Origin of the sequence: Actinobacillus arthritidis (assembly GCF_029774155.1) — a bacterium.
Classification (GTDB): Bacteria; Pseudomonadota; Gammaproteobacteria; order Enterobacterales; family Pasteurellaceae; genus Actinobacillus; species Actinobacillus arthritidis.
The window spans coordinates 859282-876314 of record NZ_CP103833.1; the positions used below are offsets into that span (position 1 = coordinate 859282).

Below are 17033 nucleotides of genomic sequence, written 5' to 3' on the forward strand. Positions count from 1 at the left end.
ATATTTTAACAGGGTCAGATTTACTAATAATGCTAATAAAATAACAAGCGGTCGTTTTGCAAAAAATTTCACAAAAACGACCGCTTGTAGGAATCAAGATCACTGTAAAACAACAATTACTTAGTAATTGCGCCTAAGATGCCACGCATGATTTGTTTAGAAACTTGGTTAGTCAGCTTTTTCGCTACCGATTTAGTCACTTCACTCACCACTTGCTCAGCAACGGTTTGATCTTTTTCTTTTTCGTGCCGAAAATCGAAGCGATCATACCACCAAAGAAATCGCTTTCCTCTTCCGCCTTTTCCGCTTCGGCTTGTTGCTGGGCGGCTTGTGCCTGTGCAACCTGAGCATTTAGCAATTCATATGCAGATTCGTTATCCACATACTGGCTGTAATAAGTATACAGATCATCTTGTTTCACTAACGCATCACGCTCCGCCACCGATAACGGGGTTAATTGGCTTTTTGGTGGGTAAATATATGCCACTTCGACTGGCGTTGGCATACCTTTTTCGTCTAGCACAGAAATTAACGCTTCACCCACACCAAGTTGGGTAATTGCTTCAACCACGTCCACACCTTTATTGGCACGGAAGGTTTCTGCCGCCGATTTTACCGCTTTTTGATCACGTGGCGTGAAGGCACGTAAAGCGTGCTGTACACGGTTACCTAACTGACCTAATACCGAGTCTGGTAAATCTAACGGGTTCTGCGTCACAAAATACACGCCAACCCCTTTCGAACGAATTAAACGCACCACTTGTTCGATTTTATCCACTAATACTTTTGGTGCACCGTCAAACAATAAATGAGCTTCATCAAAAAACAGTACAAATTTCGGTTTCTCCGGATCACCGACTTCTGGTAGAGTTTCGAATAATTCTGCCAAAAACCATAATAAAAACGCACCATACATACGAGGCGAATTAATTAACTTCTCTGAATTGAGTACATTAATCACGCCTTTACCATCACGGGTTTGCATCCAATCTTGCAGATTTAACGCTGGCTCACCGAATAAATTAGTCGCACCTTCATTTTCAAGTGCCAATAATGCACGTTGAATCGCACCGACACTCGCCGAAACATTACCATATTCCACTTGAAATTCTTTCGCATTTTCCGCTACAAATTTAAGTAACGCACGTAAATCTTTTAAATCGATAAGCAATAAACCACGATCGTCCGCCACACGGAAAACCAAGTTTAATAAACCTTCTTGGGTGTCATTTAAATTTAATAAACGAGAAAGCAACATTGGTCCCATTTCAGAAATCGTGGTGCGAAGTGGAATCCCCGTTTCACCGAATACATCCCAATAGGAAACCGGATAACCACTTAAATAGCTCTCACCACCTAATTGGAATTGTTCGACACGCTCTGCAATTTTACCGGATAAACTGCCCGCTTGTGCAAGCCCTGAAAGGTCACCTTTTACATCGACCAAGAAAACCGGCACACCGTCATCACTGAAGGCTTCTGCGAATTTACGTAATGTTACCGTTTTTCCCGTCCCCGTTGCACCGGCAATTAAGCCGTGACGGTTTGCCATTTTTGAATTTAATGAAATAATTTGCCCTGTTTTCGTTTGGGCGAGTGCGTATTGTGCCATATGGATACTCTTAAATAATGACGTTTATCATAAAATTGAACCGTATCATTTTATGCTTTTTTCTTACTAACTTTAAAGCCTTTTTAGTAATTTCTTAGAAGGAGTAACTTTCTATTAACAGGATATAAGATCAAAAAAGCGGTTAAAATTTGCTTATTCTCAGCAAATTCCAACCGCTTATTCAAATTAAGCTATAAAAGTCAAATTAACGTTTTTTTGCTTTTGCGTTTGGTAAGTCGGTAATAGAACCTTCAAACACTTCCGCCGCTAAGCCTACAGATTCGTGTAATGTAGGGTGAGCGTGGATAGTTAAAGCGATATCTTCCGCATCACAACCCATTTCGATTGCAAGCCCGATTTCACCTAATAATTCGCCACCGTTGCTACCTACGATTGCACCACCAAGTAAACGGTGTGTATCTTTATCGAAGATAAGTTTTGTCATACCTTCTGAACACTCAGAAGCGATCGCACGACCTGAAGCGACCCATGGGAATTTCGCTACTTCAAAGTTTAAGCCTTCTTGACGACATTCTTTTTCTGTTTTACCAACCCAAGCCACTTCCGGCTCAGTATAAGCGATTGATGGAATCACTTTCGGATCGAAATAGTGTTTTTGACCTGCAATCACTTCTGCCGCAACGTGACCTTCGTGAACACCTTTGTGAGCTAACATTGGTTGTCCAACGATATCACCGATAGCGAAGATGTGTGGTACGTTAGTACGCATTTGTTTGTCAACTGCGATAAAACCACGATCATCAACGTTTACGCCAGCTTTACCAGCATCGATTAATTTACCATTTGGCACACGACCGATAGCCACTAATACTGCATCATAACGTTTAGTATCGTTACATGCTTTACCTTCCATTGAAACGTAGATACCGTCATCTTTTGCATCAACTGCCGTTACTTTCGTTTCAAGCATTAGCTTGAATTTTTTCTCGATTTGTTTAGTGTAGATCGCAACAATATCTTTATCTGCTTGCAGGAATAACTTGGTCAAACATTTCAACCACTTCAACTTCTGCACCTAACGCATGATATACAGTACCCATTTCTAAACCGATAATACCACCACCCATTACGAGTAATTTTTTCGGTACTTCTTTTAATTTAAGTGCATCTGTTGAATCCCAAATACGAGGATCTTCGTGTGGGATAAACGGAAGCTGAATTGGACGAGAACCTGCGGCAATAATTGCGTTATCGAATTTAATTGTTGTCGGATTACCGTCACGATCACGAGCCACTAAAGTATTCGGATCAGTAAATGTTGCTAAACCTTCTACTACCGTTACTTTTCGTGCTTTAGCCATACCCGCTAAACCACCAGTTAATTTAGACACAACTGCTTCTTTACCCGCACGTACTTTATCTAAATCGATTGTCGGCTCACCAAATGTAATACCATTTTTCTCTGCGTGTTTCGCTTCTTCAATCACTTTTGCAACGTGTAGTAATGCTTTAGATGGGATACAACCTACATTTAAGCACACACCACCTAAAGTTGAATAACGTTCAACGATGACTGTTTCTAAACCTAAATCCGCACAACGGAATGCTTGCTGAGTAACCGGCAGGACCAGCACCAAGCACCACAACTTGCGTTTTAATTTCTTTGCTCATAATTATTCCTTTGTTGTAGGGACGTAACACTTACGTCCTTAAACACACATCGTATGTTCCTACGATACAAGCGGTTAATTTTGCAAATATTTCTACAAAGTCAACCGCTTACCTATTACATTACTAAGCGACGAATGTCTGCTAATACGCCATTGATGTAAGTTAAGAATCTTGCACCATCCGCACCGTCAATTACACGGTGGTCAAATGATAATGCTAATGGAAGCATTAAGCGTGGTTCAAATTCTTTACCGTTCCATACTGGAGCCATTTCAGACTTAGATACACCTAAAATTGCAACTTCTGGTGCATTTACGATCGGAGTAAAGTGTGTTGTACCTAAACCACCGATACTTGAAATCGTAAAGCAACCACCTTGCATATCTGATGCGGTTAATTTACCGTCACGTGCTTTTTTAGATACTTCCATTAACTCGCGTGAAAGTTCAACGATACCTTTTTTGTTCACATTTTTGAATACTGGAACAACTAAACCATTCGGTGTATCTACTGCAACGCCGATGTTAATATATTTTTTCAAGGTTAAGCGTTGTGCATCTTCAGAGATTGAGCTATTGAAACGTGGGAACGCTTCTAATGCTTTTGCAACCGCTTTCATAATGAATACTACTGGTGTAATCTTCACGTCTAATTTTTGTTTTTCCGCAAGTTTGTTTTGCTCTTTACGGAATGCTTCTAACTCAGTGATATCTGTACGATCGAAGTGTGTAACGTGAGGAATCATTACCCAGTTACGGTGTAAGTTTGCACCAGAAATCTTATTGATACGGCTTAATTCTACTTCTTCAATTTCACCGAATTTGCTGAAGTCTACTTTCGGCCATGGTAATAAACCTAAACCTGCACCGTTTGCAACACCATTACCTGCCGCCGCAACAGTACCTGTTTCAAACGCTTTAACTGCTGTTTTAACGTATGCTTGAATATCTTCTCTCACGATACGATCTTTACGACCTGTACCTTTAACTTTATCTAAGTTTACGCCAAATTCACGTGCTAAACGACGAACAACTGGTGTTGCGTGTGCATAAGCACCTGCCGCTACTACTGCATCTTGGCTTAAGCCAGAAACGTTGCCGCTTTGAGCTGGTTGCGCCGCTGGTGCTGGTGCAGCTGCTTGTGCCGCAGGAGCAGGAGCTGCCGCCGGTGCCGCACCCTGAACTTCAAATTTCATGATTAATGAACCGGTTGACACTTTATCACCAGATTTCACTAAAATTTCTTTCACAACACCTGCAAATGGTGCCGGAACTTCCATTGAAGCTTTGTCACCTTCAACAGTAATTAAAGATTGCTCTTCAGATACTGTATCACCAACATTTACCATGATTTCAGTTACGTTTACTTCATCACCGCCGATATCAGGTACGTTCACTTCTTTAATTGCTGAAGCTGTTGCAACCGGTGCAGTAGCTTGAGCCGGTGCTTCCACTGCAACAGGTGCTTGCTGAAGCTGTTTCAAATTTCATAATTAATTTGCCGGTTGTTACTTTATCGCCAACGTTGATTAAGATTTCTTTTACTACGCCAGCGATTGGTGCCGGAACTTCCATTGAAGCTTTATCACCTTCTACATTGATGATTGATTGATCAACTTCAACCGTATCACCCACTTTAACCATGATTTCGGTTACGTTTACTTCGTCTGAACCAATATCCGGTACATTCACTTCAACAACCGCTGATGCAGTTGCTACTGGTGCCGCAGCTTGAGCCGGCGCTTCTACTGCTGGAGCAGAAGCCGCTTCTGCCGCTTCTAATACTAACATTGGTGAACCAGTTGTTACTTTGTCGCCCACTTTAACTAAAACTTCTTTTACCACGCCGGCTTCCGGTGCAGGAACTTCCATTGAAGCTTTGTCACCTTCTACGTTGATGATTGATTGATCTACTGTAATAGTATCGCCTACTTTAACCATTACTTCGGTTACTGATACTTCATCCGAACCGATGTCTGGTACATTAATTTGTTTTGACATTTTGGTAATCCTTCTTATATAAGCGGTCAACTTTACAACAAATTTAACTGCTCTTTTAAAACCCAATCATAATGGACGCACGCAGTACGTCCCTACAATCGTTTGTCTAATTTTTAATTATGCGTATAACGGGTTAATACGATCTACGTTTAAGCCGAATTTAGCGATTGCATCAGCAACAACTTTAGTTTCCACTGTGCCTTCTTTCGCTAATTGTGATAACGCCGCCACAACAACATAACGTGCATCTACTTCAAAATGTTCACGTAAGTTTGCACGGCTGTCTGAACGACCAAAACCATCTGTACCTAATACATGATAGTGTTTGCTTGGTACGAACGCACGGATTTGATCCGCATATTGTTTCACATAGTCAGTTGATGCAACGGTCGGTAAATCCGCTAATACTTGTGCAACATAAGGAACACGTTGTTCTGCTGTTGGGTGTAATAAGTTCCAACGTACCGCATCGTTACCTTCACGCGCTAATTCGTTGAATGACGGCGCAGAGAATACGTCTGAAGTTACGCCATAGTCATTCGCAAGGATCTGTGCCGCTTCACGAACGTGACGCATAATTGCACCAGAACCTAATAACTGAACGTGACCTTTACCTTTACCTTTAACGGTTTCGAATTTATATAAACCTTTACGGATACCTTCTTCAGCACCTGCTGGCATTGCCGGTTGATCCATTACTTCGTTTAATGTTGTCATGTAATAGAAAACATCTTCTTGTTTTTCACCATACATACGGTTGATACCGTCTTGCATGATTACCGCAACTTCAAACGCAAATGATGGGTCGTAAGTAATACAGTTAGGGATAATACCTGCTTGAATATGGCTATGACCGTCTTCGTGTTGTAAACCTTCACCGTTTAACGTTGTACGACCAGACGTGCCACCCACCATGAAACCACGAGCTAATTGGTCACCCGCTAACCACATCATATCACCCACACGTTGGAAACCGAACATTGAGTAATAGATGAAGAATGGAATCATTGGTTGGTTACTTACAGAGTAAGACGTTGCCGCAACCCAAGACGCCGCACCACCTAATTCGTTGATACCTTCTTGTAATACTTGACCGTCTTTCGCTTCACGGTAGTAAGCCACTAAATCACGGTCTGAAGGTGTATAGTTTTGACCGTGCGGGTTGTAAATACCCACTTGACGGAATAAGCCTTCCATACCGAATGTACGCGCTTCGTCTACGATCATCGGAACAATTGTTTTACCGATGTTTTTATCTTTTAATAAGATATTTAATGCACGTGTAAACGCCATTGTGGTTGAAATACCACGCGGTTGTTCTTCAAGTAACGCTTTAAATTCATCTAATGCAGGTACTTTGTACTCTACGTCAAATTTAGGACGACGAGCCGGAACATAACCATTTAATGCTTTACGGTGGTTGTGAATATAGTTGTACTCTTCAGAACCTTCAGCAAATTTGATGTACTCTAGGCTTTCTACTTGTTCATCTGTTAATGGTAATTCGAAGAAATCACGGAAGCCTTTTAAGCTTTCTAATGACATTTTTTTCGATTGGTGAGCAGTATTTTTACTTTCTGCTTCAGGAATTTTATAACCTTTAACTTGGTGAGCTAAAATTACAACCGGTTTATCTGATTTTTGTGCTTTTGCATATGCGGCGTAAAGTTTTTCGCTGTCGTGTGCACCACGACGAAGATCCCAAATCTCTTCGTCTGTCATATCTGCTACTAATGCAACTGTTTCAGGGTAACGACCGAAGAAGTGTTCACGAATATAAGCGCCATCTTTTGATTTGAAGGTTAAGTAGTCACCATCAACTACTTCCATCATTAATTGTGCTAATTTACCTGAAGTATCTTTCGCGAATAATTTATCCCAGTTGTCGCCCCATAATACTTTGATTACTTCCCAGCCTGCACCAGTGAATAAACCTTCTAATTCTTGAACGATTTTACCGTTACCGTTTACTGGACCGTCTAATCGTTGTAAGTTACAGCTTACAGTGAAAATTAAGTTATTTAATTTTTCACGTGCGACAAATGTTAACGCACCTTTAGACTCAATTTCATCCATCTCACTGTCACCTAAGAATGCATACACTTTTTGGTCTGCAGTGTCTTTTAAACCACGGTTTTCAAGATATTTTAAGAAACGTGCTTGGTAAATCGCATTAACAGGACCTAAACCCATTGATACGGTTGAGAATTGCCAAAATTCAGGCATCAATTTCGGGTGTGGGTAAGAAGATAAGCCATCTGTAAATGCTTCTTGACGGAAATTGTCTAATTGTTCTTCCGTTAAACGACCTTCCACATAAGCACGTGCATACATACCTGGAGTCGCGTGACCTTGGAAGAAGACTAAGTCGCCACCATTTTTCTCTGTTGCCGCTTTAAAGAAGTGGTTATAGCACACTTCATACATTGTAGTCGCTGATTGGAAAGTAGAGATATGACCACCTAAGTCGAGATCTTTCTTCTGACTACGTAAAACCATTGCAATCGCATTCCAACGTACTGCAGAACGGATACGACGTTCAATTTTATGATCGCCAGGATATGCAGGTTGTGCGTTTACAGGAATAGTATTCACATATGCAGTTGTAACGCCTGATTGAACAGGTACGCCTTCCGTACGAGCTTGATCTAATAATTGGTCGATAATATATTGAGCACGCTCAACACCTTCTACACGGATTAAAGAATCTAATGATTCTAACCACTCTTTAGTTTCGAATGGATCTACGTCTCTTTCGATCTCTGACATAGGTTTTCCTTATTTTTGATGAAATGATGAAGATAAGTTAACACTTATCGTTTGATGAAATAATAGACATTCAATTGAAGAGAATCACATAAAACACACGGAAAGTTTAACAAAATGTAAAACTTACACTCTTTCCAACCGAACATCTTACAGCTATCTATTTGATTTTAAACATCTTTTATCTAATTACCAAAAATGTTTAAAATTTGTAGATAAATTTGTAACACAAGATAACAAAATTGCCCTGTTTTGTCCATTTTTTTGACCTGCATCAACCAGCAAGGAATAAATATTAAAATCAAAATTTCATTTTATTGTGTATAAAAAATGTAACTGCTAATCAGTATTTAGCGAAGCTGAATATATTTAGCTAAATCTTGAATTAATGTTGGACCTTGATAAATCATTGCCGAATAAACTTGTAACAAACTCGCACCCGCATTAATTTTTTCTTGCCCAGACGCTACAGAATGGATACCACCACTACCGATAATCGGTAATCGTCCGTTTAACTCTTCAGATAAACGACTAATTAGACGGGTACTGAGCGTATTAAGCGGTTTCCCGCTCAAGCCTCCCTGTTGTTCAGCGTTATTTAGTCCAGTAACTGGTTCTCGAGAAAGTGTTGTGTTCCCAGCAATCACTCCATCAACTTTATGTCTGATTAAGCTGTCTGCAACGGAGGCAATCTCTTCATCACTTAAATCAGGAGCAATTTTTAAGACAAGCGGTTTATATTGCTTAAATTTTTGCGATAACGTTTCTTGTTCACTTTTAAGTGAGCGTAGCAGATCATCTAAGGCTTCTCCATACTGCAAAGTACGTAGATTTTTGGTATTTGGCGAGGAAATATTAACCGTAATATAATCGGCATATTCATACACTTTACGTAAACAAATTTGATAATCATCCAACGCTCTTTCAATCGGTGTTATCGCATTTTTGCCGATATTAATACCTAAGATACCATCATATTTTGCTTTTTTAACATTCTCGATGAGTACATCTACACCGGCATTATTAAAACCATTACGGTTAATAATGCCTTCTGCTTCTAAAATTCTAAATTGACGTGGTTTAGGATTACCATCTTGTGCTAATGGCGTTACCGTCCCTACCTCAATAAATCCAAAACCGAGTTTACCGAATCCGTCAATAGCTTCACCGTTTTTATCTGCACCTGTCGCCAAACCAATTGGGTTTCTAAATTTCAACCCCATCACTTCTGTCGGGTTGTCCGGAATAGAAAAAGGATGAAGCGGTAGTTTACCAGCTAATTTTAACGCCTGAATCGAAAAATGGTGTGCGGTTTCAGCATCCATAGAAAAAAGACATTTACGGATAAGGGAATACATATGAACTCTTAAATGATATTTTTAGACAAAAAATAGACTAAGGGCGAGTATAAAACTCGCCCTTTTCTTATATATAGGATTATGCATCAAACATAGCAGAAATCGATTCTTCATTGCTAATACGACGAATAGCTTCCGCTAACATACTGGATAAGGTTAGTACACGTACTTTATTTAATGCTTTAATTTCATCCGATAACGGAATCGTATCAGTGACAACGACTTCGTCTAATGCCGGATTGGCTAAATTTTTCGCGACTGTACCAGAGAATACTGCGTGTGTTGCATACGCAAATACTCGACGAGCACCACGCTCTTTTAATGCTTCAGCCGCTTTGACTAAAGTACCGCCGGTATCAATCATATCATCAACCAAGATACAATCACGATCACTTACATCACCAATAATGTGCATAACTTGTGATACATTCGCTTTAGGACGACGTTTATCGATGATTGCCATATCTGTATCATTTAATAATTTAGCTACCGCTCTCGCACGTACAACACCGCCGATATCCGGAGAAACCACAATAGGATTCACTAAATCGGCTTTTTTAAGAATATCATCAATTAATACCGGTGAACCGAATACGTTATCTGCCGGTACATCAAAGAAACCTTGAATTTGTTCTGCGTGTAAATCGCAAGTTAACACGCGATCCACGCCCACACTTGATAGGAAATCCGCGACAACTTTCGCCGTAATCGGTACACGAGCAGAACGCACACGACGGTCTTGACGTGCATAACCAAAATAAGGAATTACCGCTGTAATACGTCCTGCTGACGCACGACGTAACGCATCAACCATCACAATTAATTCCATTAAGTTATCGTTAGTTGGAGCGCAAGTCGATTGCACGATAAAAATATCGCCACCACGAACGTTTTCATTGATCTGAACTTGGATTTCACCATCACTAAAACGACCAACAGTCGCATCACCAAGGGAAATATAAAGACGTTCTGCAATACGTTTTGCAAGTTCAGGCGTTGCATTACCTGCAAACAGTTTAATATCTGGCATGGGATTAATCCTATTGTGGGAAAGTAGTTAAATTGAGCATTTGATGTAAGGGAGAATGATTTTGCCCTTTTGCAACAAAACCAAACACACCTTGCGGTTTCCGCGCAAACACAGCATTTGCTTCTGCCTCATTCTCAAATTCGGCGAAAATACAAGCACCGGTTCCGGTCAACCGAAACGGAGCATATTGTAACAATTCTGCAATAAGATCTTCAACCTCGAAATAATGATCTCGCACAACTTTTTCGCAATCGTTTGTCCATTTTTCCGATAAAAGCTGGCCCAGTGTTCTTTTAGGCGTATTTCTCGGTAAATTCGGATCTTGAAACACAGCGACCGTTGAAATAGAAACATTCGGCTTTAATACTACATACCACGATTCTCTTGGTTCACAAGGCACTAATTTTTCGCCGACTCCTTCTGCAAATGCGACAAAACCTCGTACAAAAATCGGCACATCTGCCCCTAAACTTAAGCCTAATTCCGCCAGTTTTTCCAAACTTAATCCGGTCTGCCAAAAATGATTCAATCCAACTAATACGGTTGCCGCATTCGATGAACCGCCGCCGACACCACCGCCCATCGGTAAACGTTTAGTCACACCTATTTTCGCACCTTTTTTACAAGCGGTATGATTTTGTAATAATTTTGCCGCTCGATAAATCAGATTTTGTTCCTTAGCTACCCCACTAATTTCATTTAACAGTTCAATTTCACCGCTTTCATTCACTTCAAGCGAAATATCATCACCGAAGTCTAAAAATTGAAACAACGTTTGTAATTCGTGATAACCATCAGCCCGCTTATTGGTAATATAAAGAAACAGATTTAATTTAGCCGGACTGGGTAAAATGATATGTTCTGCCATTCCTACCCCCTAAAATGCCCATTGATCTACACGAATTTTTAATGTTTGCGAACCATTTTCCAAAACAATTAATTTAGGAAGGTTAGGTTGGCGATCCTCATGATATTGTACATAGCTTGCCTTCCAAACTTCGCCATTAATTGTATAACTGAATTGTGAAAGCTGACGTTTATCATTCACAATATAATTACCGTCTTTTTCCGGTTGTCCTTTCAGCCAATAAGCAAATTGGTCGATTGGAAACGCTACGCCAATTATTTCTTTCAACAAACTGTCCATATCACGATCAGAACGAGAATTTCCCTCACTGTCAGAAATGGTTAGACCACGAGCATTACGATGTAATTTCAATGATTTACTAGATAAATTAGAGGAAAGTTCTAAGCCAAAATTAGTTGGGGTACGATATTGCCAATCAAAATGCGAGGAAAAACGTTCTTCCGGCGAAATATAGCCGATCTGACCTTTAGCCGCATAACCTTGAATTTTAGCTAATTGATTAAGGTGTTGCCGCCACTGAGCATCAGAATGAGGGATTTGGACAGTCGGTTGTTGTACCTCTGTCGGCTCATTGAGTACAGATTGGCACCCGGCAAGAAAAAGTAAAGTGGAAAACGTGCAAATTTGGGTGAGTTTTTTCATATTGTCCTGCTATACAAGCGATTAGATGATGAGATTATATCACTGGAACGAAGAATATTTCGCCCACAGTTAAAACAATGAATTGATTACGTTTAATAGGTAAATTTTAACGGAAATTTAACCGCTTGTCTTTAAACAAAAGGCACTGAAAACAGTGCCTTACAATACATAAAAAATTAATTCCCAAACTGCAAACGATGAAGTCGCTTATAAGCTCCGTTTTGGGCTAATAATTCAGTATGTGTACCTCGTTCAATGATTTCGCCGTGATCCACAACCAAAATTTCATCCGCTTTTTCAATCGTAGATAAGCGGTGAGCGATCACGAGTACAGTTTTATCTTTTTGTAGTTCAGCTAATGCTCGCTTGAATTGCACGTTCAGATTCGGTATCCAATGCAGAGGTTGCTTCATCTAAAACCAAGACCGGCGAATTACGCAATAAAGCTCGAGCGATAGCCAAACGTTGACGCTGACCGCCTGATAAACTTGCACCATTTTCACCGATAATCGTATCAAAACCGTTTTCCAGTTTTTCAATGAACTCCAATGCGTGAGCCGCTTTTGTCGCCGCAACAATCTGCTCACGGCTATATTTTTCTGTCATGCCGCATAAGCAATATTATTCGCAATGCTATCATTAAATAAGTGAACTTGTTGCGACACTACCGAACATTGCTGACGAAGATTTGCCAAGCTGTAATCTTGAATATTAATGCCGTCTAATAAAATTTCACCCTCACTAATATCATAAAAACGGGTCAGTAAATTGGCGATCGTGGATTTGCCTGATCCGGAACGTCCGACTAATGCCACCGTCTTACCTTGCGGAATATTAAACGAAATCTGATTTAATGCCCGTTCTTCTTTACCTTCATAACTAAATGCAACTTGCTTAAAGACAATATCACCGTTTACACGTTCAACAGTTTGTTTACCTGTATCTTTTTCAGTTTCAAGATCTAAAAACTCAAATAACGTCTGACAAGCCGCCATACCACGTTGGAATTGAGAATTGACATTGGTCAGCGATTTTAACGGACGTAACATTGCCATCATAGATGAAAACACCACGGTAAACGAACCAGCAGTTAAATTTTCACTCATCACTTCTGGAAAGGTTGCCACATAAAGTACCGCAGATAGTGCAAACGATGCAATTAACTGCACCGCACCATCTGAAATACCGTCTGCCGAAACAATTTTCATACCTTTATGACGCATATCATTACTTACTCGATCAAAACGTTCTTTTTCAACCTTCTGTCCGCCAAACGAAAGCACAACTTTATGTCCTTTAAGCATTTGTTCCGTTGTCACAGTAAGTTCACCCATTGAGCTTTGAATATTACGGCTCAATGTACGAAAACGTTTCGATACGATCCCGATAAGCACACCAATAATGGGTGCGAGGATGAAAAGCACAATAGATAGTCGCCAACTGGTATAGATCATAACGACAAATAAGGAAATTAAATACGCTCCCTCTCGCACAATCGTGACTAAAGCGTGCGAAGATGAGTTAGCTACCATTTCCGTATCATAGGTTACTCGAGAAAGTAAACGTCCGGTCGGGTTTTTATCAAAATAACTGACCGGCATATACATTAAATGTTGGAAGATATTACGGCGTAATGTCATAACCACATTACCTGACACCCACGCAAGGCTATAACTAGCAATATAGTTAGTGATCCCTCTAATCAAAATAAAGATCACGACTAATACCGCCATTAATTTCAAGAAACTGTTATCAGCTTTACCGAAACCATCATCCAGTAACGGCTTTAATAAATAAATGAGACTGGAATCAACTAACGCATTTAAGACAAGGGCAACCGCACCTGCAATAAGCCCCCATTTGTAGGGACGAATAGTTGGGAATAAACGCTTAAACGTTTTAAATGTAGAAAGATCTTTCTCTTGCATAAATATATCTGATTTAAAAAAATTGCACGGATTGTACCCTGAATTACCTAATATACCAACTTAAACGCACTATCTTATCACTTATAGCGAGAATCAATCGTTGATTAATAAAACAATCCTAAGACAATTTTAAAAGCAAAAGGCGCTAATACCGAAGATAACACCCCACATAAAACTAAAGCGATTGAGCTATAACTCCCTGTTTTAACGCTATGTTCCATACAACGTCCCGTACCTAACGCGTGCGATGCCATTCCCATACTTAAGCCAATAGCTCTAACATTTCTTACACCTATCTTATGTAATACGGCAAATCCGAAAACCGATCCAAGTAGACCGGCAACCAATACACCTACTGCTGTAATGGCGGAATTACCGCCGATTTGACTAGCAATCGAAATCGCAATCGGTGTTGAAACAGATTTAGGCACGATTGCGGCTAAAATATCTTTACTTGCACCGAATAATAAGGCAAAACCAATTCCGCTTAACATCGTACAAAATGTACCAAACACTACAACAGCAGTAATTTGTCGCCATTTCTTACGAATTTGAGGTAATTGTTCATAAAACGGTAAGGCAAGTGCGACTACCGACACACCGAGTAAATTGTTGATCGGGAAATTACCCTGGTAATACTCAGCATAAGGTACTTTACCAATCACAATCACAGCAATAACTAAAATTAAGGCAATCACAAACGGATTTAATATGGAAGAATGTAATTTTTGACTTATCCGTTGCCCTAATAAAAAAGCTAAAATAGTCAATAATGAATAAAGATAAATCATATGTTCCCTCTATTTTCGATGAAAGACCCATTGGGCAAATAACCCAATCACAATCAGAGAAAGCGAGGTGCTAAAAACATTCGCTAACACAAATGAGGCTAAATGTGCTTCAAGAATATCAATATGCTCAATAATTTCCGCACAGATAGGAATAAAGAAAATCGTCATATAACGTGTGAGAGGTCTTGCACTCGGTGTAACCCATTCTACTTTTACGACACCGATAACTAAGCAGGTAAATAATAGTAACATTCCCCAAATACTATCAGAAATACCAATCGGAATCAGAATACTAAGGAATTTTCCAGCATAGAGCATTGCAAAAAGTAATGCTAAGGAAAGTAGCATCCTGAGCATACGAACAATCATGTGAGTATTCTCCATAATAAGCGGTCGAATTTACCTAAAATCTTGCAAATTTAACCGCTTGTTTGCTAATTTTTTAAAAACTGAATCACTTTATTTAGATCACGGGTACGTGTTGATGGTGGCAAACTCTTCAAGAATGTTTGACCATAATTCCGCATGACTAAACGTGAATCACAAATAATGACTACACCTCTATCGGTCACATCACGAATTAAGCGTCCAACGCCTTGCTTCAAGGTAATTACCGCTTCCGGAATTTGAATATCGTTAAACGGCTCGCCACCTTGTAAACGGCAATCTTCCATACGCGCTTTGAGTAATGGCTCATCCGGTGAAGTGAATGGCAATTTATCAATTATTACCAGCGACAACGCATCGCCTCGTACATCAATCCCTTCCCAAAAACTTTGAGTAGCAACCAATACGCTGTTTTCTTCTGCAATAAACTTTTCTAATAAACGAGCCTTGCTGGTTTCCCCTTGTAATAACACACTTAATTTACTGTGTTCACGCAAGAAATCTGCTAAACCTCGCATCATAAAATAGGACGTACATAACAAAAAGCAACGACCGTTATTCGCTTCAATCACGGGCATTAACAGTTTGCCTAATTCGGTTAAAGTGTGTGATTTATTCGTGTCCGGTAGATAACGAGGCACACAAAGTAATGATTGATTCGCATAATCAAAAGGGCTTTGTAGCACCATTTGTTCCGCATTCTCAATCCCTAAACGTTGACAGAAGTGATCAAATTTGCCACCAACCTCAAGCGTTGCAGAAGTAAAAACCCAACCAATCTGTTGATTCTTAAGCTGTTCACCGAATTTGTCCGCCACAGTCAATGGTGTGATATGTAAACCGAAAGAACGCCCATTGGCTTCATACCAATAGCAATAGCCAACCACGGTAGTATCGCTCAATTTTTTTAATTGAACTTTGACTTCTGCCAATCTTTCGAAAATTTTATCGAGCGTTTCTGAACGACCCAGCGATTTTTTAATCACTTCGCTTAAGAAATCAATGTTTTCCGCCACTTTGGTTAAACCATCTACCACTTTTTGGTCGTTAAACAACTCTCGTAAATTACCTCTAATTGAACCTTCTGCTCCCATTAATAAACGGAAATCTTGTACCACTTTCTGCAAGTGATCCGCGGCTTTGCCTAATTGAGCAAGATCTTTCAATTCGGTACGGTAAACAATATTGGTATCTTTACAAATATCAAATAATTGGCGAGAACTGAGCGATTGACCGAAATATTGGCTGGCAATATCCGGTAATTGATGTGCTTCATCAAAAATGACTAATTCCGCTTCCGGAATTAGCTCTCCAAAACCGGTTTCTTTGACCGCCATATCGGCACAAAACAGATGATGATTGACGACTACGACATCCGCTTCCATTGCTCGGCGACGGGCTTGCACCACATAACAATCTTTAAAATGCGGACAGTCAGAACCTAGGCAACTCTCTGTAGTACTGACCAATTGCGGTAAAATCGGACTATCCTCCGCAATCGTGATACATTCGCTTAAATCACCGGTTTTAGTGCTAGTGTGCCACTTACTGACTTTCGATAAATCCGCTAATACCGATTTATCGCCTAGCACGCCCATTGCCACTACTTGATCTAAACGCTCCAAACAAAGGTAATTCGCTCTCCCCTTTAATAAAGCAACTTTTCCTTTATATTTTAAGGCTTTCTGAATAGTTGGTAGATCTCTATTAAATAATTGATCTTGCAGGTTTTTTGAACCGGTTGAAACAATCGTTTTTTTACCGGAAAGCAACGCAGGCACTAAATAAGCAAAGGTTTTACCCGTACCGGTTCCAGCTTCCACTACAGCAGGTGTTGCAAACTTTACCGCTCTTCCGACCGCTTGAGCCATTTCAAGTTGAGCAACACGAGGGCGGAATCCTTTAATATTGTTACTGAGTAAACCGTCTTCACTAAAGGCGTGGATAATTTTATCGTCGTATTTTTTCATTTCTCTAAATAATAAAAGCGATCTGATTGATGAGAAATTTGCAAATTCC

At 40.0% G+C, this 17033-nt stretch carries 8 protein-coding genes and 4 pseudogenes; all 12 read right to left on the reverse strand.

The window, feature by feature from the left end; all coding sequences use genetic code 11:
• Positions 1-116: 116 nt before the first annotated feature.
• The 12 genes and pseudogenes from NYR89_RS04040 to yoaA all read right to left on the reverse strand — a co-directional run bounded on the left by NYR89_RS04040 (position 117) and on the right by yoaA (position 16984).
• Positions 117-1612 (reverse strand): annotated as a pseudogene (locus NYR89_RS04040) (helicase HerA-like domain-containing protein).
• Positions 1613-1817: 205 nt separating this feature from the next.
• Positions 1818-3244: pseudogene (lpdA, locus tag NYR89_RS04045) on the reverse strand (dihydrolipoyl dehydrogenase).
• A gap of 115 nt (positions 3245-3359) precedes the next feature.
• A pseudogene (aceF, locus tag NYR89_RS04050) lies at positions 3360-5244 on the reverse strand (pyruvate dehydrogenase complex dihydrolipoyllysine-residue acetyltransferase).
• A 117-nt stretch (positions 5245-5361) separates the two neighbouring features.
• Positions 5362-8013: a pyruvate dehydrogenase (acetyl-transferring), homodimeric type gene (gene aceE / locus NYR89_RS04055; RefSeq protein ID WP_279446443.1), complete on the reverse strand. Its 2652-nt coding sequence runs from the start codon at positions 8011-8013 to the stop codon at positions 5362-5364.
• Positions 8014-8360: 347 nt separating this feature from the next.
• Positions 8361-9368 (reverse strand): quinone-dependent dihydroorotate dehydrogenase, encoded by a 1008-nt coding sequence (gene pyrD, locus NYR89_RS04060; protein ID WP_279446444.1) that lies wholly within the window; start codon positions 9366-9368, stop codon positions 8361-8363.
• A gap of 79 nt (positions 9369-9447) precedes the next feature.
• Complete coding sequence (locus NYR89_RS04065) at positions 9448-10398, reverse strand: ribose-phosphate pyrophosphokinase (RefSeq protein WP_279446446.1); 951 nt, start codon at positions 10396-10398, stop codon at positions 9448-9450.
• 10 nt (positions 10399-10408) lie between these two features.
• Positions 10409-11266 carry a 4-(cytidine 5'-diphospho)-2-C-methyl-D-erythritol kinase gene (ispE, locus tag NYR89_RS04070; protein ID WP_279446447.1) on the reverse strand — a complete coding sequence of 286 codons (858 nt, stop codon included), beginning with the start codon at positions 11264-11266 and terminating at the stop codon, positions 10409-10411.
• Positions 11267-11275: 9 nt separating this feature from the next.
• Entirely contained in the window at positions 11276-11908 is a 633-nt protein-coding gene (lolB, locus tag NYR89_RS04075) for a lipoprotein insertase outer membrane protein LolB (RefSeq protein ID WP_279446449.1), read from the reverse strand.
• Positions 11909-12084: 176 nt separating this feature from the next.
• Positions 12085-13836, reverse strand: a pseudogene (msbA, locus tag NYR89_RS04080) (lipid A ABC transporter ATP-binding protein/permease MsbA).
• Between the two features lie 104 nt (positions 13837-13940).
• Positions 13941-14627 carry an LrgB family protein gene (locus tag NYR89_RS04085; RefSeq protein ID WP_279446450.1) on the reverse strand — a complete coding sequence of 229 codons (687 nt, stop codon included), beginning with the start codon at positions 14625-14627 and terminating at the stop codon, positions 13941-13943.
• Positions 14628-14636: 9 nt separating this feature from the next.
• Positions 14637-14996, reverse strand: coding sequence for a CidA/LrgA family protein (locus NYR89_RS04090; RefSeq protein ID WP_279446451.1), 360 nt, complete (start codon positions 14994-14996; stop codon positions 14637-14639).
• Between the two features lie 65 nt (positions 14997-15061).
• Positions 15062-16984 (reverse strand): DNA repair helicase YoaA, encoded by a 1923-nt coding sequence (gene yoaA / locus NYR89_RS04095; protein ID WP_279446452.1) that lies wholly within the window; start codon positions 16982-16984, stop codon positions 15062-15064.
• Positions 16985-17033 lie beyond the last annotated feature (49 nt).

Coding starts and splice junctions, on each gene's coding strand:
- NYR89_RS04065 (WP_279446446.1), bottom strand. CDS start 10,398: ATGCCAGATATTAAACTGTTTGCAGGTAATGCAACGCCTGAACTTGCA.
- aceE (WP_279446443.1), bottom strand. CDS start 8,013: ATGTCAGAGATCGAAAGAGACGTAGATCCATTCGAAACTAAAGAGTGG.
- ispE (WP_279446447.1), bottom strand. CDS start 11,266: ATGGCAGAACATATCATTTTACCCAGTCCGGCTAAATTAAATCTGTTT.
- pyrD (WP_279446444.1), bottom strand. CDS start 9,368: ATGTATTCCCTTATCCGTAAATGTCTTTTTTCTATGGATGCTGAAACC.
- NYR89_RS04090 (WP_279446451.1), bottom strand. CDS start 14,996: ATGATTGTTCGTATGCTCAGGATGCTACTTTCCTTAGCATTACTTTTT.
- NYR89_RS04085 (WP_279446450.1), bottom strand. CDS start 14,627: ATGATTTATCTTTATTCATTATTGACTATTTTAGCTTTTTTATTAGGG.
- lolB (WP_279446449.1), bottom strand. CDS start 11,908: ATGAAAAAACTCACCCAAATTTGCACGTTTTCCACTTTACTTTTTCTT.
- yoaA (WP_279446452.1), bottom strand. CDS start 16,984: ATGAAAAAATACGACGATAAAATTATCCACGCCTTTAGTGAAGACGGT.